This window comes from Bacillota bacterium, assembly GCA_040754315.1.
Classification (GTDB): domain Bacteria; phylum Bacillota; class Sulfobacillia; order DUSP01; family JBFMCS01; genus JBFMCS01.
Genome location: JBFMCS010000045.1, coordinates 25686 through 45250 on the forward strand (window position 1 = coordinate 25686; position 19565 = coordinate 45250).

Below are 19565 nucleotides of genomic sequence, written 5' to 3' on the forward strand. Positions count from 1 at the left end.
GGGAGACCGCTCAGCCCCCGGCGGGTGTGGGATATGATTCCCACACCAGGATGTCCTCAACGGGTTTCCTCTTTGGGGCCTTGGGGGTCCCATCCGGCCACCCCAGGGCTATCACGGCCACAGGCATGCGGTCGGCAGGGATCTTGAAGGCCTCCCGCACCACAACCTCATCGAAATCCCCAATCCAGCATGTGCCCAAGCCCAGGGCATGTGCCGCCAGCATCAGGTTCTCTATGGCAGCGGACACATCCTGGAGCCCGAGCCAGACCATGCGCTGGGCCATCCTGGACCTGCGGGAGACACCCCTCAGACTCGCGACGATGGCCACAGGCGCCTGTTCCAGGTGCCTCGCATAGGTCCGCCCTGCCAGGAGCCTCCTCTTTGCCGGGTCAGTAGTAACCAGGAACTCCCATGGCTGCCGGTTATGGGCAGACGGAGCCATGCTGGCTGCGGTCAGCAGTTCCAGGATGAGCCCGCCGGGAACGTCATCCTGGCAAAACCGCCTTACGCTCCTGCGTCCCTTGATGGCCTCAAGAACATCCAATCAAGTCACCCCCTCAAAGCGCGTGCGCCCCCGGTCCCCCAAGATGCCCGGGGTCACCTACCAGTGTGTGCTAGTCGGATTCTTCACCACCTCAAGGAAGCCCCATTCAAGCCTCCCCAAGAACGGCCGGGCCCTCGAGGCCCTCTTCCCTCTATCCATTCTAGCACCCCGTGATGAGGTCCTCTCATACTACCGTGGGCCAGCACTACGCTCTTCTACAACAAAGCGACTTCCCCCGCTCGGCAGGGGCCAGGGGGCTCTAAGGCCAGGGAGAAACCGGGACACGGCCTAGGGGCTAGCCACGTCTATCCTGTCATAGGCTCACCCCATCACAACTACATTCTTATCGAGGTGATGCCAATGATCGTGAGGACAAGAGTCCTTGTGTTCCTGGTTTTCTTCCTGATGCTCTCCCTCATAGCGGGCCTTTACATCCAGCGTCAGAAGCACCAACCGGTATTCGAGTGCTCTCAGGCTCCCGCCAAGGCAACAGACCTGCCTATCTTCTACGTTCACACTCAAGAAAAGAAGATGGCCCTGACCTTCGACATTTCATGGGGGGAGAAGACACCAGGCCTTGTGCTGCCCATTCTCAGGGAGAGGCAGCAGCGGGCCACCTTCTTCCTGTCAGGGCCGTGGAGCGAGAGGCACCCCCAGGTTGTAAGGCGGATCGTTGATGACGGCCACGAGATAGCCAACCATGGCCACGACCACGTGAACCTGAGCCAGTACTCAAAGGATCAGGTAGCCAAGAACATCTCCCAGACCCACGCCATACTAAAACGCCTCTCTGGCACCGAGCCCTGCTTCCTCAGGCCCCCTAATGGTGACTACGATGACGTGGTTGTCCTAACAGCCAGGGAGCTCAACTATGAGACGGTGATATGGTCTGTGGATTCGCTGGACTGGAAAAACCCCGGTGTTGACTACATGGTGAAGAGGGTCACTGGCATGGCATTCCCTGGAGCTATCCTCCTATTTCACGCCAGCGACTCTTCAAAGCAGACTCACGAGGCCCTTCCCAGGGTCCTGGACGCCCTCCGGGCCGATGGCTACACCCTGGTAACCCTAGGGGAACTCATGAAGGCCGGAGAGCCGGCCAGGGATGACCCCCGGGGCAGGCCAAAACCTACAGGCTGAGTCTTCTCCAGTTGGGTGAGAGTCCCCCAGGTCCCCTGGGGGACCAAGATAATCACCGCTTTCCCACCGGCAACCAATGGGTCCTGCCTCTAGGCCAGGCCGTTCTGCATCTCGCAGGCCATGACGGTGTGCTTGCAGAGCACTGCTGTGGTAACGGAGCCCACACCGCCCGGAACAGGAGTGATCTTATCCACGATGGGCTCCACCGAGGCATAGTCCACGTCACCGCAGTACTTCCCGGGGTCGTCCGGGTCCTCGTTGATCCCCACGTCAATGACTACCTGGCCTGGCTTTACGTAGGAACTGTCCACCATCTTCGCCCTGCCCATGGCGGCCACGAGCACGTCCGCCTCGGCAGCTACGGAGGGCAGGTCTAGCGTCCTCGAATGGCAAATGGTGACCGTGGCGTGCTCCCTCAGGAGCAGGACGGCTACAGGCTTCCCCACTACCAGCGACCGGCCAAGGACCACCGTCTTCTTGCCCTTGAGGGCTATCCCGTAGTGTTTCAGGATGTCCATGCAGGCAGCGGGAGTACAGGGCGGGAACCCTGTGAGTTCATCGGCAAACACCTTGCCGGCGCTGCCCAGGCTCATGCAGTCCACGTCCTTCTCCACCGGGATCAGGTTGCGGATCTTCTTCTCATCCAGGTGCTTAGGCAGCGGGGCGAACATGAGAATGCCGTTGATGTCCCTGTCGGCGCCCACCGCCAGCACCGCTCCTTCAAATTCATCCTGGGAGACGTCCTGCGGGTATTCAAATACCTGGTATGCTATCCCCATGGAATCGCAGGCCTTCTTGGCCCCCCCCTCGTAGAACAGGTCATCCGGCCGCGCGCCCACCCGGATGATACCCAGTTTCGGGGTAATGCCCTTTGCCTTGAGGGCATTGACCCTCTTTGCCACGTCCTCTTTCACCGCATCTGCTACCGCCTTGCCCTTTAGCACCTCAGCCATGGCATAACCTCCTTGAAAGCTGGCCTAGGCCTGCTTCTTGATCTTCGAGATCACCAGTTCCAACGTGGCATCGGCCACGCGGCTACCCTCATCCAGCATCTGGTCGATTTCCCTTGAAACCTCCGATACATAGGCTTCATCCTTGATGGTGTTGAGGTTGATGACCACGTTGAGATAACCGCTGATCAATGCTGACTTGAGGAATGTCACACCGCAGCCCACATCGGATATGGCGATCCTGGAGCCTATCTGCCCCATCCGCTCGTGGATCCTGATGCCCTCGCAGGACTTGCGCATGATCTCCAGCGGCACTGAGCAAGCCACCTTTGAGCAGGCCTCAAGGGTTTCCTCCTTGATCCTGGCCTCCTCAGGGGTGTCCTTCGGCAAGCCGTAGGCCTCAGAAAGCGGCTCAAAGACCTCGGCGTCCTTGTCTACCAGCCCTTTCAGCTCCTCAATGATCTTGTCGCCCCTAGCCAGTAGTTCCTTTACTTCCTCCTCAAAATCAGCATACTTCTTCTTGCCCACCGTGAGGTTGCCCACCATGTTGGAGAGGGCCATCCCTATTGCGCCTCCCATGGCTGCGGCACCGCCACCGCCGGGGACAGGCGCCTTCGAAGCCAGGGCCGCCAGGAATTCTCCGCAGCTCTTGTCTACCATTGACATAGAATCAACCTCCCTCACCTTGTCTTTTCACCTAGTCAAGACCGGCCACCATCGCCTTCCGGTTAGATAACACTCTAAGAAACGGGCCTTTCACCCATCCTGGCAGGCCAGGACACATGGCCCAGCCTGGCCCTCACATCCTCCCCGAGAGAACCTGGAGGGGAATGTACAAGGCAAGAAAGACACCCAGGACAGTCACGAGGATCAGCGTATCGAAGTCCAGGTTGGTCAGGTTGAACTCCGCAGATGTCCGGGATTGAGGATCATAGTCGATGTTCTTCGCCAGGTTGGAGGAGGTCGTGATGCCGTCCTGCAACCTCCTGGTGGCCCTGTCGGTCAGGAGCTGCCAGGACACGGCCAGCCGGGCCCATCCCCTCACGGCACTGCCTGCCAAGGCGCGGCCGCAGTACTCAATGCTGAGAGCCTTCGGGAAGTGGAGGTGAAAGATACCTGTCCTCATGCCCACGGTAAAAAGCCCAAGTCCTAAGGCTAGCGTGATGAGGATGGCTATGACGTCCTTTGGGTACCAGAAGTCCAGGTGCCCCAGGTACTCATCGACAAAGTGGTGATCGTACCCGACCCCTGTCGCCGCCGGGCCTAATCCCACGTTCACCAGGAGGTTCGGGGCCAGCCCTATAGCCAGCATCACTACGCACAGTATTCCCATGCCCACCTTGACGGGTAAGGGTTCGCCCCTTACCGTCGCGAACCTCTCTGGCCGTTTACCCAGGAAGGTGAGGCCGAATAGCTTTATGAAGGAGCAGGCCGTGCCTACACCCGTGAGAGAGAAGACCTTCTCCCCCCACCACAGGTACATGCTGCCTGTGGTGTGGGCCATGTGCTGGGCCGCCTCAACGATGGAGTGATGAAGCATGGTCTTGGAGGCATACCCGTTCAGCCCTGGAAAGCCCGTGATCCCCATGGCGGCTATGAGCATGGCAGCCGCCGTGAAGGGGAAGTTCCTCCATAGCCCGCCCAGCTTGTACATGTCCAGCTCCTCCGTGGAGAGGTAGACAACACCTACAGCCAGGAAGAGTCCCGCCTTGAAGAGCGCATGGTTGATGATATGGTAGACCGCACCGCCAAAGCCCATGGCGCCATGCCCAAGGCCAAGGTAGGCGGCGACACCGGCACCCATGAGTATGTAACCCATCTGGCTTATGCTATGGTAGGCCAGCATCCGCTTTGAGTTGCCGGACTGCAGGGCCATGAACACCCCGAAGATCATGGTGAAAAGCCCAGTGGTGATCACCGCCAGCCCGAGGCCCTCGTAGAAGGCCCCTTGCCCATGGCCATCCTCCAGGGCCATGAGACCAACGCGCACTATGCCGTAGGCCCCGGCCTTTATCATTACCCCAGACAGCAGGGCACTGGCTGGTGACGGGGCCACGGGGTGAGCCTGGGGCAGCCATATGTGAACTGGCACCATGCCAGCCTTGATCCCAAAGCCCAGCACCAGCAGGCTAGCCACCAACGGTTTCAGCGTCCCCAGCGAGTGCATGGTCCCGCTATCCAGCGCCAGGGTGTGCCCGAAGTAGTACTGCAGCGCCATGCCAGTGATGAGGCAAAGACCGCCGAATACCCCCATGAACAGGTAGAGGTTGCCGGCGGAGCGCGCCTCTTGGTCTTCCCTGTGGACCACAAGAACGTAGGAGGCGAAGGTTAAAGCCTCAAAGAACAGGAGCAGGCTCAGGAGATCCCCGGCAGTCGACACACCCATCATGGCAGCCAGGGTCAGGTTATTGAAGAAGTAGTACCGGGTCCTCTGGCCTTCGTGGCCCATGTAGGCCCAGGCGTAGATGGTGGAGGCCAGCCATACGAGGCTCGCCACGGCGCCCACCAGGAGGCCCAGGAAATCCACGCGAAAGGATATGCCAGAGGGCCACACTCCCTGGAGGAGGTGATAGACAACGGTATTGCCGCGGGATAAGGCAGGGTACATGAGGACCACTGACAGGAACGCACCCAGGCACCCCATGGCTGCTACCAGGTCCCGGGCCTTGCTTCGCCGCTCTCCCAGGATCCCTGCGGCCACCGCCGAGAGCAGGGGAAACAGCACAGCCAGGATGGGCAATATGGATTGGACAGTTCCATGGTTTGGCATCACCGTCTTGCCTCCGTCTCCGTCATCCTAGGAAAGCCTGGACTACCAGGGATACCAAGGCCACGGGCAGATCAGGCCAGAACCCCAACACCAGGCAGAGGCAGGCGAGGGCAAGGGTGGGCCAGAGCATGGCAGGGTGGCCCTCGCCTAGCCCCTGGTGGTGCCCGTGGCCAGGCCCGTGAGCCTGGAGCTGTACCCCCGCGGGCTTATGGAAGAACGCCGATATGGAAATGGGCAGGAAGTAGGCGGCGTTCAAGAGGGCGCTCACCGCTAAGACCACGACGGCCGCGCTCATGCCCGACTCCACGCTGCCGTTGATCAGAAACCACTTGCTCCAGAAACCGTTCATGGGGAGCGCCCCGATCATGCCTATGCTAGCCAGCGCAAAGGCGGTCATGGTCAGGGGCATTGACCGCCCTATCCCCGCCAGCTCGCTCACCCGGGTCTTCCCGGTGCCTTCAGCTATCAGGCCGGCGCAGAAGAACAGGGTTATCTTCATGAGGGAATGGTTGAACATGTGGAGCATCCCGCCCTTGAAGCCCATTGGCGTCAGCAGGGCAGCCCCCAGCATTATGTAGCCCAGCTGGCTCACAGTGGAGTAGGCCAGGCGTCTCTTAAGGACGTCCTGGTTTAGCGCAAAGACAGACCCCGCAAGTATCGTGGCCAAGAGCACCGCAACGAAGTAGGGGCTCACCGCCATCTCATGCATGACCTCATCCCCGAAGACCGAGTACATGGTGCGAAGGACCCCAAAGACCCCCGCCTTGACCACTGCCACCGCGTGAAGAAGAGCGCTCACCGGCGTGGGGGCTACCATTGCCGAGGGCAGCCAGGAGTGGAGGGGCATTATCGCGGCCTTCACGCCGAACCCCGCGATGTAGAGGGCAAATGCCAGGGCCAGGGCTGTTGTGCTGAGCACCGCCAGGCGCGGCGCCCCTCCCAGGATGGAGAGCTCGCTGAAGGCCACGCTCCCTGTCCAGGTGTACGTGAGGACAATCCCGGCAAGGATCAGGGTGGCTCCGCACAGGCTGTAGACGATGTACTTGGCGCCCGCCACCATGGCCTCTTTGGTCCTGTAGTGTATGACCAGGGGATAGGTTGTAAGGGTCAGGAACTCGTAGAAGAAGTACAGGATGAACAGGTTTGCCGCGAAGGCTATGCCCATGGTCACTCCCAGGGAGAGGGTGAAGAAAGTGAAGTATGTGCGCTGCCCGTTTTCATGAGCCATGTAGCCTATGGAGTAGAGCATGGCGAACACCCACAGGCCCGAGGCAATGAGGGCAAACATCATACCCAGATGGTCGACCCTAAGTTCAATGGAGAAGGCAGGAGTAACCAGGAGTGGGGCCGTCCGCACTACTCCATCCTGGATGACCGCAGGCATCAGGAACAGCACGATCCCTGCGGTAACCAGGGCCGTGCCCAGGGATATGGCGTTCCGGAGCGCCTTCTGCTCCTCCTTGAGGCTCCCAAGGACAGCGGCCGAAACGGCAGGCAGGATTACTGTAACCCATGGCAACCACGACTGCATGGTGCTTCATCCCTCTTTCTAGAAGAACAGGGTTTCCACAGCCTTCTCGATGATATCCAAAGCCAGGGCGGGCTTGATCCCCAGCAGTATCGTGGCACCGGTGAGCAACAGTATGGGTACCAGCATAGGCCAGGGTGTCTCCTTGATGGGTCCCTTGAAGGCGCCACTTTCATCCGTGGTGAACCAGGCTCTCCACACCACGGGGAGCAGGTAGGCCGCGGCCAGAAGGCTGCCTACCAGTATGACCACGACCATAAAGGGAGAACCCGCGTCAAGGCTGCCCGAAAGGAGGTACCACTTGGAGACGAAACCGCTCAACAGGGGTATTCCCATCATGGAGAAGGAGCAAATGGTAAAACAGGCCATGGTCCATGGCATGGCCTTGCCCAGCCCCGCGAAGTCCCGTATGTTCCTCCGGCCTGTGCGGTAGATGACGCCCCCCGCAGCCATGAACAGGCAACTCTTCATGATGGCATGGCTCATAATGTGAAAGAGCGCCGCTATCATCCCGAGCCTGGTGTTAAGGCCCAGGGCGAGGTATATGTAGCCTATCTGGGCCACAGAGGAGTAGGCCAGCCGGCGCTTTATGTCCGGCTGGATCATGGCGAACAGCGAGCCTCCGATGATGCCAGCGCAGGCCAGGCTCGTCAGGGTTGTGGGTATGAAGTACCGGGCAAGGATCACGTGGTAGAAGCAGAAGTACAGCACCTTGATAAGTCCGAATATGTATACCTTGGACACCAGGCCAGATAGGAGGGCGCTGGAGGGGGACGGCGCGGACGAGTAGGCGTCAGGCAACCAGACGTGCAGGGGGAACAGGGCGCTCTTGACACCGAACCCCGCCACGAAGAAGCTCAGGGCCACCCATAGAAGCATCGGGTAGGAATCCCTGGCGGTAATCAGGGCTGTCGTCACGTACCTCATGTTCAGGTGCCCGGTGACCACGTAGACCATGCCGATGCCCGCCATGATGAAGCCAGAACCCAGCGTGGCCAGCATCAGGTACTTGAAGGCTGCCTCCGTGGAGGCCTGGTCATCCCTGGCCGCCACCAGGGCCACGGCGGAAAACCCGGTGACCTCAATGAAGACGTAAAGGTTGAAGAGGTCATCGGTGACTGTCATGCCCAGCATGCCCGACATCAGGAGCAGGTACGTAGTTATGTACCACCCCTGGGAGGACCTGCTCATACTCTCCTTGATCTCGCGTAGCGCGTAAAAGAGCACCACCAGGCCCACACCGCTGACCAGTGTTACAATGAAGGCAGTCATAGGATCGATGACTATGCGGATGCCCCACGGCGGGGGCCAGTGGCCCACGTTGTAGTACACCCTGGTGCCGTCCCTGGTCACCCCTATGAAGTAAAGGGAGAGGCAGAAGGAGACAGCAACGCTCACCACGGCCAGGGGACCGCTGAGATTGAACCGTACCCGGGAGACCACTGGCATGAGGTAGGCCCCCAGGAGGGTGGACATGGTTACCAGGAGCGGCAGGTTCTCATGTAGCGTCTCGATCATGTCCATTTTGTGCGCTCCTTAAAAGTACGATCTTGCAGGCATCGATGGTGCCGTAGTAGCGGTAGAGCTTCACCAGGAGGCTGAGGGCGAAGGCCGTCACGCTAACGCTCACCACGATCCCCGTGAGGATCAGGGCGGTAGGCACGGGATTCGCGTACTTGGCAGCCTTGTCCGCCATGTCCGTTATGGGCACCTTGTATCCCTTGATGTGACCGGCGGCGATGAACAGCAGGAATATGGCGCTGGTCACGATGTTGATGCCGATGATCTTCTTCATCATGTTGTTGTGGCTAAGTACCGTGTATGTGCCTATGGCGAAAAGCAAGGCGGCCGTGACATACGGGTAGTTGATGAGCAGCCTCTCCCAGAAGTCGGCGTTCATGCCCGGTGCCTCCCGTGACCGCCCGGTTCCTCCATGAGGGCGTAGTAGAGTGCCAGGATGGTACAGGCTACCACGATACCTACTCCAACCGTGATGACGAATATCCAGCCGCTGGAGAACAGTTCTCCCGGTGTCCCCAGGGGCAAGTAGATATTAAACAGCATGCCCAGCCCCTTCAGCACCCCTACGAAGCACATGCCGGCGTACAGGAACGTTGTCACATAGTCCTCCTTCACCGCCCGTTCCATGCCGAAAGCCAGGGCCACCAGGATGAAGCACAACCCTATGACCATCCCTCCGGAAAACCCCCCGCCAGGGGTCAGGTGCCCGTGAAATAGCACGTAAAGCCCGTACATCTGCACGAAGGGTATTAGATAGCCTGAAACGGATTTCAGGAGGAAATCCTGCATCCTTCGCCCCCCCTATGGCTTGGCGCTGGCCTTGAGTGTGATCATCACCGCTATGATTGCTGTAAATAGCACAGTTGTCTCAATCATCGTGTCGTACGCCCGGTAGTCCAGGATGACGCCAGCCACGATGTTGACAGCGCCGGTCTCCTCCAGGGCCCTGTAGTTGTACCACGATGCCACCTCATTGTTGCTGGGGTTGTCCGGTGCACCGTAGGGCGGCAGCTCGCTTACCGCCAGGATGAACATGTATCCCACCAGCACGACGACAAGCAGCGTGCCAACCCTCTTCATGTCAATCTTCCTTCCGTTGGGTTCGCATGATTACCGCCACCATGAGGGTGGTCATGCCGATGCCTGCGGCGGCCTCCGTAATGGCGATGTCCGGCGCGCTCATGATCTGCCACACGATGGCCATGATGACGCTGTACGCTCCAAAAATGATGATGGCATAGAGCAGGTCCCGGGTGAAGGACACGGCCACCGCGCAAAGGACCAGGAATGTCAGGAAGATCATGGTCATCCAATCCAGGCTGGTCAGGGTCAACCTTCATCAAACTCCTTGTTGATATAACTCTCTGACCTATCAATCCAGAATGAGCCCCGCACAGGGCGTACACCGTGGGCCCTGGCCGCGCGCGCCACGACGTGGGCCGTCGTGGGGCTGATTATCCACAGAAAAAGGCCCGCCAGCAACAGCTTTGAGACATCCCCCAGGGTAGAAAACCTGAAGACTAGGGCAAACACTACCAGGCCCACCCCGAGGGTATCGCACTTGCTGGTGGCGTGCATCCTGGTGTAAACATCCGGCAGCCGGATAAGCCCTACAGTCCCAACGGCCAGGAAGAAGAACCCCGCCAGGAGCAAAACCACAGTGAAGATATCCAAGATCATGCTAAGCATTCTTGTCCCTCCATGCCGTCTTGCTCTCGTAAAGGAACCTGACCACGCAGATGGTGGCGATGAAACTACACAAGACAAAGGTCAGCGCCACATCCAAGAAGAGACTGTTGCGCATGAAGAAGGCCAGGAGAAGTATTATCACGGTGGTCTTCGAGGTAACGGCTCCCACGGCCACCACCCTGTCAGCGGCGGTGGGGCCCACCACGGCCCTGTAGAGCGAGATAAAACAGAGGGCGCCAACACCCGATATGACCAGCGCAACTGTGGCGTCAACCATCCTGCCGTCCCCCCTCGATCCTAAGCATCTCCTCTTCCAGGGACCAGTGGGCGACACCCTCAGCCGCCTCGGCGGTAAGGGCATGGATTATGAACCTGTCCCCTTCCATCTCCACCGTGAGTGTGCCAGGGGTCAAGGTAATGGAGTTCGCGTAGATGACCCTGCCGAAACGAGTCTTCAGCCTTGTCCTGAGCACGATAAAACCCGGCGAGATGGGCAGGCTGGGGTGGAGCACGATGAGGGCCACCTTGATGTTAGCTATCACTACCTCTATAATAAGGTCTATCATGTACCGGGCAAACTTCCCCATGGTGCGGATGTTGGGCATCATGGCGCCGCTCTCAATAAGGAGATCGCTCCAGAGATAGGAGGTCAGGAGGGAGAGAATTACGCCGGCAAGGAGGTGCTGGAGATCGAAGGAACCGGATAACAGCATCCAAAATAAAAGAAGCGCCAGGAACACCATCCAAACACCTAGATTCCCGAACCGTTTGATCCCCGTCTCCGGTCTTCTCAGGTTGGTCCCGGTAGGCACCACCGACACACCCTTCGCAAAGGCCCATTTGCTTCTTTACCTGCGCTAACGCCATAAGCCATACCAATTATAACACTGTGTGAAAATGAGCACAAGGAAATCCATTGCTGCACCGGACAAGATGTAACATTCAATCTTTTGCTATCCCAGTACGTAGCGGGCCCTCACCGGGGCTGGACGGGTTAGGGTTTGCAGCACCGCGCACTGCCCTTGGGCGATCTCCACGGCCTTTGCCACACGCTCTGGAGGGAGACCATCGCCGCTGGTTAATCCAGCGACAGGGAATTCCGTGAACACCCTGGGGGGTCTAGCCTAGGCGCCTTCAGACCCTTCTGCCTTCACCTCCAGGCTGGCAACGGTAAGCCCCATCCTTCCTAGGGTCTCAAGGAGCGTCACACCCCAGGAGGCTGCCAAGCCTCCTGGGATCAGGCATCTGGGTCTAGGGCCGTCCCCCGCCAGGGTTACCTCCAGCCCCGACTCCGCACGCACCCTGAAGGCACCCTCCTCCCACCAGGCCTTGGCCTTCTGTGTGAATACCCCCCAGCCGCAGCTGCCACCCCCTATTCGTTCTCCCGGTCCCTTACCTTTCACCCGGCCACGTGTGGAGGCGTTTTTCTAGGGTATCTCCCCCAGGACGATGAACTCATCAGACTCGGGGCCCGGCCTGTAGGCAATGTGGGCCAGGCCGAACCGTTCAGGGGAGAGGGTGAAGCCCTGGCTGTGCCATCCCTCGGCCGAGAGGGGCTCCAGAAAGCCACCCCAGGCGTCAACCAGCCAGAGGTCAATCCCCTGCTGCCTTTCGAGAAACCACACCACCAGGCGTTCATCATCCACCCATGCAGCCTCACCGATCTCGCCCAGCCTGGCTGCGGGCTTGCCATCCATCGCCGTCAGGAACGAGATATCCCTGGCCTGGGCTCCCTGGGCCACGTAAACGGAAAGGAGCAGGTAACTGCCGTCTTGAGAGAAACACACAGGCCTGGCGTAACCCTCCGTAGGGACGCCTCTCACCACTTGGGGAACCCCTCCCAGGCTGAGGACATGCACCTCAGACTGGGGGAAGTAGCCGCCTGGCATCTGGCCAGCGGTAATGGCGAAGGCAACCTTCCGGCCATCAGGGCTCCAGACTGGGGAGCCTACTATGAGGCCGGAATCGGGCCTGTAGTAGGAGACCTCTCCTTCCAGCGAGGCCACTGCCAGCCGCTGGCCGAAGGGAAGGTCCATCTGCCCGCCGTTCTCCGGCAAGGCCGTGGGCTCGTCCACAACCAGGAAGGCATAGTGCTTCCCCGACGGAGACCACTCAGGGTATATCATGCGGGCGCCAGGTTGAAAAAACCTGGACATCAAGGACCACGAGGTAGTGTCAACCACCTCCACCGCGCTATCTCCCTGTGACTCGCTGGTCTGGTACAGGAGGTACCTCCCGCCAGGGCACCAGCTGGAATCCAGCCCGGTGTAGGGGAACTCGTAGGCCGGAACCCGGGGCAGACCCGTGGAGAGTCCCGACTGGAAGTCAATGATGTGAACGTGCCCCGCCTGGTCATCATAGACAACCCCCCGCTGCCGGTCGGGGGAGACCTTGAAGATGAGGCCGGTCGATACAGGCTCTGGCTCCCCGCCGGGCCTCACATGCCACACCTTGCCGTTTTCAAGGCTCGAATACACCAGCCCCAGGCCATCCGCCAGGGGCTCCACCATGTAGAAGGTGTGTACATCCGTTTCGAACACCACCTCCTGGGTACCATCCGCTCCCACGGATATGACGGCCTCGGTTCCCTGGTCTCGTATGATGGCCGCCAGCCTCCCCTCTCGAAGCCACCTTAGGCCTATGACCTGGCCGAATGGCCCGATGGCGCTAGCCCCGGGGGGCCCTGCGGTGGACGGGTCATCCCCTAGGCTGCCCGTTGTGAAAGACCATGAGATCTCCTGGACCCTGGGGTGGCCGTAGATAACCGTGTAGGTCGTGTCAGGCTCCCATGACTGGGATGGCTCAAACATGACCTTGTTACCATCAACCCAGAGTCTTCCTGGCATTAACGGGTCAGTCGCAATGAGCCCGGGTCCATTGTCCAGGGGGAGATCCTCCTCCAGGACCAGCACAATGAAGCTCCTAGTGGACACACCGGTGGAGTCCTCCTCCGGGACCACCGACTCCACACTGATGCGCGGGATCTGGGAGCACCCCCCTATGGAGACTATGGCGGCTATGAGTGTCAACGCGACCAGCCTCATGTGAATCACCCTTCTCGCCGGCCAGGGCCACTCGCTTGCCTGCAAGCGGCCAGGCTCTCGAAATCCAGACACCAGAGGGCACCAGCCAGCTCGTCCAGGCGCTCCTGGGAGGAACCCCCGGAGGGACCCGAATGGCATTCCATGGAGAACCCGGCCAACTCCCGGTGAACCTTGCATGACCTGTCGAATGCCGGCACCGCTAGGTGCTCCAGCAAGTGAACGGATACCTGCGTGCTAACAGTATAGGACGACACAAGGAACCTGGCAGGCGATGAGTTAAGGACCGCCGAGAGGTAGTGGGCCTCTTCCTCGCTGGCCATGACCATCACCACCTTGCAGTCAGGCACGCAAGACCTGTAACCCACAAGGGGGTCATCATGGGGCCCCAGGACAGCCGCACCGAAGCCCCCCGTAACATAGGGCCACACGACCTTGTATGGCGCCACAGTGTATTCCCCCACGTTATACATGGAGTAGAAGGGTCCTTTGCCCGGGAAGAACCGCCGGTAACCCCTCCTGGCCTCCAGTGCCGCCCTGAAGATCTCCAGAAACCTGTAGGTCAAGGGAAGGCTGCTCCTGAGATACCCCTCATCCATCCCCATGCGAGTCCTGGGATCCTGGGCCAGGAGGATGTGACCGGAGGCCCGAGCCCGCCAGCGGCCCACATCCCGCCCCCTCACCAAGGGGTAGATAAGATCCGGCTCAATCCAGCAACGGTGGCGTGCCAGGGGCTTCCTCCCGGCCCCTGGCATGTTCTCCACGAGGCACCGGTCACCCTCACGGCGAATCAGCCTCAACCAGTAAATGCCGTTGGCTCCCAGGGTGTTGCACCCTTCCCTGGCCGAATAGGCAGACCGCCCCAGGATGGCGGCGCAGGCCTCGCGCATCCGGGGGCTCCTGACCATCCACGGGGAAAGGTTATGGGAGGCATCCACCGGAAGCGCCTCCATCTCCTCGCTATCTAGCATTGCCCTGGCATCCCGAAGGGGAGCATCCCGGGGGATCCTGCCTCCCTTGAGACGCCATACAACGTAGGGAACGGGATATCTCGTCACCTCTCCCTTCTGGGCCTGCACCACAGCAGGCCTGATGGTACAGGACCCAAAGGCTGCAGTGTGCACCAGGTCGTCAACCCGCAGTATCCCCAGGGGCTCTCCAGACGGTAGCCTGAAGGAACGGAAACCCTCCCCGGCCCCCTTTGATTGGAGGAGGCTCTGGGTTACCACAAAGGAGATCTTGCCCCCGGTCTCAAGGAACTCCCCCGCTGCCTTCTGCCAGAACAGCATTGCCAGGTCCTTCTTGGCTCCCCCCAGTATCGTGCGGAAGCCCTTGAGGGTGTACAGCCCATGGTCGCGAAAGAGTTGTCCCATGGCCGCCCTGGATGAATCAGGGAGCCGTTCCCAGTTGATCCACGGGGGGTTCCCCACCACAAACCGGAAATCCCTAGGGATGACCCCGGCCCCCTGCAGGAAATCCCCAGGAACAATGTGGGCTTCCCTCCATACCCCAGGACGGGATAGGGCCAAGGCACAGTTGAGCCTGGCAGCTTGGGCAGCCACCGGGTCCCTCTCCACACCCCAAGGGGGCAGTGCACCTCGGGTCCTGGAGATCAACCCCACTAGGAAGGCCCCCGTCCCGCAGGCCACATCCAGGCACCTCCCCTCGACCCCCAGTGAGTCCAGGGCAAGATCCACCACCCACCTTGGAGTGTAGTGCTCACCCCGGCCCTTCCTGGCCTCCGGCGCCCTTACTGCATCGAACAGGGGAGCGAAGATGTCCTCGGTATCCTGGGGGGCAAGCCAGAAGGTAAGACCCTCCAGAGACCTCGCCCGCTCCCTGAGGGACCGGCTCAACTCATCTCCCGGAGGGGGCGATTGGGCTTCTCCCTCAACATCCCGGCGGGCACTCTCAGCTAGGGCTGCGACGACTCGTGACAGGTAGCCATCGGATGCCTCGCCAGGAGCCAAGTGGCCCAGGCATTTCATTGCTGAGGTGTACTGGGGGGATGCAGGTCCAAACAACTCCATGACTGCCTGGGAGGAGAGAGGGAGCCTTGATAGTGAGCGAAGCACGGTGAGGGCCAGGTTCCACCCGTCGCTTGAAGCCAGCCAGGTTCCGTTCCACCTGACATCCATGTCGCAAAACACTAGGCTTACGTCGCCTCCGGTCACTTGGGGACAGTCTCGGTCTACACCTAGGAACGCCTTCCCGCGACGGCCCGCCTGTCCCGTTACCACCATACCCGAGGCGCACGGTTCCGCCCTGAGTCCCCACCGGCTGAAGAACGGGGCAAAAGCCCCCACTACATCGGAAAGAGTCCCTACCGGGCGGGGCTCAGGCCAGGGCAAGATATCCCTCCTATTCTTGTCACAATTCTATCACCCCTCACCCTCTCTTCACAACGGCCCATGTAGGAATCTCTACCCTCCAGGAAGAAAGGCCATCCAGAAGGAGGTATGGCGCATTGAACCTGGTGAAGTTCCACGGCGGCGCAGGTACAGTCACCGGATCGTGCTTTGAGGTTAGGCACAATGGGGTCCGCTTCCTCGTGGATTGCGGGCTCTTTCAAGGCTCCAGGGAGACACGGGAGCAGAACTATAAACCCTTTCCCTTCGACCCTGCGTCAATAGGTTTCGTGCTTCTTACCCATGCCCACATAGACCACTCGGGCCTGTTACCCAAGCTGGTTCGGGCTGGCTTTACCGGCCCAATCATCAGCACCAAGGCCACCCGGGACCTCTCCGCGATAATGCTGCCTGACAGCGGCCACATCCAGGAGATGGAGGTTGGGCGCAAGAACCGGAAGAGAAGGAGAGCGGGCCAAGGGCTCCTGGAACCCATCTACACCGTAGAGGATGCGGAAAAAAGCGTGGCTCGCTTTGAGATGGTCAGCTACGGAGAGGTCATACGCCCTGACCCACTGGTAAGGGTCCGGTTCATCGATGCCGGCCATATACTGGGCTCAGCCACCATTGAGGTGTGGCTGGAGGGCGAGCACAGCGCCAAGCTGGTGTTCTCGGGTGATGTAGGGCCAGTGAATTGTCCCATCGTTAATGACCCTGACGGCGTGGCCTCCGCCGATTACGTGGTCATGGAGTCCACCTACGGGAACCGCCAGCGCCCCCCCGGCCTGGATCCCGCCGGTGTCCTGAGGGACGCCGTCCAGGAGACACTCACCAAGGGTGGCAACGTGGTAATCCCGGCCTTCGCCGTGGAGAGAACCCAGGACATTCTCTACATCATTCACAGGATGCAGCTGGAGGGAGAGTTTCCCAAAGCCACCATCTACCTGGATAGTCCCATGGCTCAGGCGGCAACCGAAGTGTTTTGCCAACACTACGAGTACTTTGATGAGGAGACCAGGGAGATGGCCGACCGCCTGGGCAAGTGTCCCCTAGACCTCCCCAATCTAGTCCATGCCCGCACTGCCGAGGAATCCAAGGCCCTCAACGAGTTGAAGGGGGGCGCCATCATCATTTCCGCCAGTGGCATGTGCGATGCCGGGCGTATCAAGCACCACCTCAAACACAACCTCTGGCGCCCTGAAAGCACCGTGATCCTGGCGGGCTTCCAGGCCGTGGGCACCCTAGGGCGACAGCTCCTGGACGGGGCGCAGGAAGTCACGATCCACGGCGAGACGATAAAGGTGAAGGCTACAATCCGTGCCATTGAGGGCTTCTCCTCCCATGCGGATCAGGGAGGGCTCCTCTCATGGCTCCACTGCCTCCAGGCAAAACCGGCCAGGGTCTTCGTTGTCCACGGTGAACCCGAAGCTAGTTCCACCCTGGCATCTCTCATCGAGGCAAGGCTGGGGATCGAGGCTGCGGTGCCTGGCTACGGCGAGGGCGTCGAGCTGGACGGGGGAAGGGTCTCTAGGCGGCTACCCTTGACCCTCCAGGAGATGGACGAGCAGTGTGTCCTTGATGCGGAGCGCGCTTATCTCAACCTGGGGGACAGCCTCAGGGCACTTATGTGCCAAGCCGGGAGTAAGCACAGTGTTCGCCAGCGCATACTGCCCCTTTTAAGGGAACTACAGACAGCCATCTCCGAGGAGATGGCCTCCAGTTGAGCCTGAAGCCCTACCTCAAGGGAAGGTAGGTCACTCCGTGACGCCGGGCTACCTGCTTCATGGTGTTGTCCAGTGCTCGCTCCACACCCCTGTCCAGGGGTCTTGGCTTGTGGGAGCTCAGGATTTGCTGGACATGCCGGTTCGCCCTCACCAGTGCCTTCATGCTCCCCGCTTCGTACCATGCCCTGCGATCCTGGCGGTCTATGGGCAGGCCTGGAATCGCCACCTCTTTCCTGAACCACCTCCGGGTGTGCGCGGTGTTGAGGAAGTCACCGCCAGGACCGATGCCCTTTATCACATCCACCGCCATGGCATCCTCACCCGTCTCGATACCCTTGAGATACCTTAGCACCATCCCACAGATTTCGTTGTCGATAACCAGCTTCTCCAGACTCTGGGTGCCTACGAAATCCAGCATCCCAGGGCCGGATATGACGTTGACCCCTGTCATGCCCGCCAGGAGAGCCCCCATCGCAGATTCCAGCCCAGCCTGCACATCCACCACCTTGGAATCGCTGAGGCAACCGTGTGTGTGCGTCGGGAGCCCTAGGACCTTGCCTACCTGGGCAGCGGTGGTGGCCATCAACATGGCTTCCATCGCACACATGGGTGTGGTGCCGTACCGCATATCAAACACCATCGGCCCGCCGCCCCACACCACCGGAGCACCCGGGGTCACCGCCTGGGCCAGGGTTAACCCGCTGAGGTTCTCGGCCACGTGGCAGATGACAGTCCCCGCAAGTGTCACCGGGGTGGAGGCGCCCGCCATGGGCATGGGCAGGAACTCCACAGGTATCCCATAACGCGCCAAATCCATGATGTTCTTGCAGGCTACGTTGGTCCACCTCAGGGGGGAGAACGGGCACACATCCATTACCGCCAGGGGCTTTGCCCTGAGTTCCTCGAGGCTGCCCCTCACCGCCACCAGGAGCTCCTTGATATCCTCAATGCCGTTCACCGTGAAGGCGCCACTGATTATGGGCTTGGTTGAGTTCTTCAAAACCGTGTAGAGCCTGTAGCTGTCTCCTACCTCCTTGGCCACCTCTCCCGCTACTACCGCAGTGGACTGCAGGGCGATGTTCTCCAGCGCGTCCGTGAGCCTGGCAATATTCGCCAGGTCTTCACCGGAGGAATCCACGGCAAGCCCATCGCTATTGAGGAAGTGCACAGCCGAGGAGCCGGGGTCGAAGTAGACGTTGTTTCCCTCAAGGAAGGCATGGGGGTTACCCTCCCTGTCGTAGAGGGTTATGGCCTTGGGGGCCGTGGCCAGCGCCTTCTCGATTGCCTCCGCTGGGAAGAGGGCCACCCTCTGCTGGTGGTCAACGGTACACCCGTAGGCCTCCAGGGCCTCCAGGGCCTCGGGCGTCTCGTAGAACACGCCGGTTTCCGCCAGTATCTCCATGGCCTTGGCCTTGAACTCGTGTATGTCCTCCCCCGGCAGCATCCGGAGTGGAATGGGAAGGCTCATCCTGCCCACACTCATCTGGGAACACCCCCTCGCATATCCCTGGCAAGTCCCTTGGCGATGCTCACCGCCTGGTGGGCGTTGGCAGCATAGGCATCGGCCCCGATCTCTTCCGCCCACGCTATGCTCACTGGAGCACCACCCACCATTATGCGGGTCTTGGCCCTGAGGCCTGTCTCTATAATGGCGTGAATGACGTTTTTTTGCTCTATCATGGTAGTGGTCAAGAGGGCGCTCATGCCAAGGATGCCCCCTCCGAGGTTCTTCAAGGCATTCACGAAGTCCTCAGCGGATACATCCCTGCCCAGGTCGTGAACGCGAAAGCCCGTAGTCTCAAGCATGACGGCAACCAGGTTCTTGCCAAGGTCATGAAGGTCTCCGCTGACAGTGCCGATGACGAAATCCCCGAGGGCCCCCACGGTCTTGCCCCCGGCACGGATGGCCGGCTCCAGAATAGCCATGGCCTCCTTGAAGATCTGGGCAGATAACATCACCTCGGGCAGGAACATCTCCCCCCGGTTCCATCTCTTCCCGACATCCTCCATCCCGGCGCCCAAGCCCTGTGAAGCCATTAAAGGGAGGTCCAGCCTGCGTTCCACAGCAGTGCGGGCTGCCTTCAAAACCCGTTCCTGGTCTCCCTGAACCACACCCTCCTTGAGGCTCCTCAAGACGTCCCTCATGCAAAACCCCCTCCATACGGCCAGCCTGGCGCAGAGCACCGCTACGTTCTACCCAGCCAATTCTCTAGGTCCTGGCCCTTCTCCTTCCCACACCGCTCCCATCCATTTTGTGGCAGGGAGCCTTGTTCGCAGGATTGAGGAGCGCTACGAACCCTCAAGGGGATA

Annotated in this window: 20 protein-coding genes; 2 read left to right on the forward strand and 18 right to left on the reverse strand. The window is 60.2% G+C overall.

Features of this window, described 5'->3' with window-relative positions:
• Positions 1-10: 10 nt before the first annotated feature.
• Positions 11-544: a nitroreductase family protein gene (locus AB1576_09440; protein MEW6081977.1), complete on the reverse strand. Its 534-nt coding sequence runs from the start codon at positions 542-544 to the stop codon at positions 11-13.
• Between the two features lie 360 nt (positions 545-904).
• Between AB1576_09440 and AB1576_09445 the strand changes: the two genes are divergently transcribed.
• Positions 905-1684, forward strand: coding sequence for a polysaccharide deacetylase family protein (locus AB1576_09445; GenBank protein ID MEW6081978.1), 780 nt, complete (start codon positions 905-907; stop codon positions 1682-1684).
• Positions 1685-1773: 89 nt separating this feature from the next.
• Here the strand turns inward: AB1576_09445 and AB1576_09450 are convergent, their stop codons facing one another.
• From AB1576_09450 to AB1576_09520, 15 genes are all read right to left on the reverse strand, one after another.
• Complete coding sequence (locus AB1576_09450; GenBank protein ID MEW6081979.1) at positions 1774-2637, reverse strand: bifunctional 5,10-methylenetetrahydrofolate dehydrogenase/5,10-methenyltetrahydrofolate cyclohydrolase; 864 nt, start codon at positions 2635-2637, stop codon at positions 1774-1776.
• Positions 2638-2661: 24 nt separating this feature from the next.
• The gene (locus AB1576_09455; GenBank protein MEW6081980.1) at positions 2662-3300 is read right to left on the reverse strand and encodes a cyclodeaminase/cyclohydrolase family protein; all 639 of its coding nucleotides are present in this window, start codon (positions 3298-3300) and stop codon (positions 2662-2664) included.
• A 133-nt stretch (positions 3301-3433) separates the two neighbouring features.
• Complete coding sequence (locus AB1576_09460) at positions 3434-5404, reverse strand: complex I subunit 5 family protein (protein MEW6081981.1); 1971 nt, start codon at positions 5402-5404, stop codon at positions 3434-3436.
• A gap of 22 nt (positions 5405-5426) precedes the next feature.
• Positions 5427-6935, reverse strand: coding sequence for a proton-conducting transporter membrane subunit (locus AB1576_09465; protein ID MEW6081982.1), 1509 nt, complete (start codon positions 6933-6935; stop codon positions 5427-5429).
• Between the two features lie 18 nt (positions 6936-6953).
• Positions 6954-8456: a monovalent cation/H+ antiporter subunit D family protein gene (locus AB1576_09470; protein MEW6081983.1), complete on the reverse strand. Its 1503-nt coding sequence runs from the start codon at positions 8454-8456 to the stop codon at positions 6954-6956.
• A complete protein-coding gene (locus AB1576_09475; GenBank protein MEW6081984.1) occupies positions 8431-8832 on the reverse strand; it encodes a cation:proton antiporter subunit C in 402 nt (133 codons plus the stop codon). The genes AB1576_09470 and AB1576_09475 overlap by 26 nt, the downstream gene beginning before the upstream one ends.
• Complete coding sequence (locus tag AB1576_09480; GenBank protein ID MEW6081985.1) at positions 8829-9242, reverse strand: MnhB domain-containing protein; 414 nt, start codon at positions 9240-9242, stop codon at positions 8829-8831. Before AB1576_09480 ends, AB1576_09475 begins: the two co-directional genes overlap by 4 nt.
• 12 nt (positions 9243-9254) lie before the next feature.
• Positions 9255-9533 (reverse strand): hydrogen gas-evolving membrane-bound hydrogenase subunit E, encoded by a 279-nt coding sequence (gene mbhE, locus AB1576_09485; GenBank protein ID MEW6081986.1) that lies wholly within the window; start codon positions 9531-9533, stop codon positions 9255-9257.
• 1 nt (position 9534) lies between these two features.
• Positions 9535-9786 carry a hydrogenase subunit MbhD domain-containing protein gene (locus AB1576_09490; GenBank protein ID MEW6081987.1) on the reverse strand — a complete coding sequence of 84 codons (252 nt, stop codon included), beginning with the start codon at positions 9784-9786 and terminating at the stop codon, positions 9535-9537.
• The gene (mnhG, locus tag AB1576_09495) at positions 9783-10142 is read right to left on the reverse strand and encodes a monovalent cation/H(+) antiporter subunit G (protein ID MEW6081988.1); all 360 of its coding nucleotides are present in this window, start codon (positions 10140-10142) and stop codon (positions 9783-9785) included. Before mnhG ends, AB1576_09490 begins: the two co-directional genes overlap by 4 nt.
• Positions 10135-10419: a monovalent cation/H+ antiporter complex subunit F gene (locus tag AB1576_09500; protein ID MEW6081989.1), complete on the reverse strand. Its 285-nt coding sequence runs from the start codon at positions 10417-10419 to the stop codon at positions 10135-10137. Before AB1576_09500 ends, mnhG begins: the two co-directional genes overlap by 8 nt.
• A complete protein-coding gene (locus AB1576_09505; GenBank protein MEW6081990.1) occupies positions 10412-10954 on the reverse strand; it encodes a Na+/H+ antiporter subunit E in 543 nt (180 codons plus the stop codon). The genes AB1576_09500 and AB1576_09505 overlap by 8 nt, the downstream gene beginning before the upstream one ends.
• A gap of 312 nt (positions 10955-11266) precedes the next feature.
• Positions 11267-11443, reverse strand: coding sequence for a hypothetical protein (locus AB1576_09510; protein ID MEW6081991.1), 177 nt, complete (start codon positions 11441-11443; stop codon positions 11267-11269).
• 126 nt (positions 11444-11569) lie between these two features.
• Positions 11570-13186 carry an Ig-like domain-containing protein gene (locus AB1576_09515; GenBank protein ID MEW6081992.1) on the reverse strand — a complete coding sequence of 539 codons (1617 nt, stop codon included), beginning with the start codon at positions 13184-13186 and terminating at the stop codon, positions 11570-11572.
• 5 nt (positions 13187-13191) lie between these two features.
• The gene (locus AB1576_09520; GenBank protein MEW6081993.1) at positions 13192-15534 is read right to left on the reverse strand and encodes an N-6 DNA methylase; all 2343 of its coding nucleotides are present in this window, start codon (positions 15532-15534) and stop codon (positions 13192-13194) included.
• A 125-nt stretch (positions 15535-15659) separates the two neighbouring features.
• Between AB1576_09520 and AB1576_09525 the strand changes: the two genes are divergently transcribed.
• Positions 15660-17255: an MBL fold metallo-hydrolase gene (locus AB1576_09525; GenBank protein ID MEW6081994.1), complete on the forward strand. Its 1596-nt coding sequence runs from the start codon at positions 15660-15662 to the stop codon at positions 17253-17255.
• 10 nt (positions 17256-17265) lie between these two features.
• On the opposite strand, the gene AB1576_09530 is transcribed toward AB1576_09525, so the two are convergent.
• A complete protein-coding gene (locus tag AB1576_09530; GenBank protein ID MEW6081995.1) occupies positions 17266-18738 on the reverse strand; it encodes a trimethylamine methyltransferase family protein in 1473 nt (490 codons plus the stop codon).
• Entirely contained in the window at positions 18735-19400 is a 666-nt protein-coding gene (locus AB1576_09535; GenBank protein MEW6081996.1) for a cobalamin-dependent protein, read from the reverse strand. Before AB1576_09535 ends, AB1576_09530 begins: the two co-directional genes overlap by 4 nt.
• Between the last annotated feature and the right edge of the window lie 165 nt (positions 19401-19565).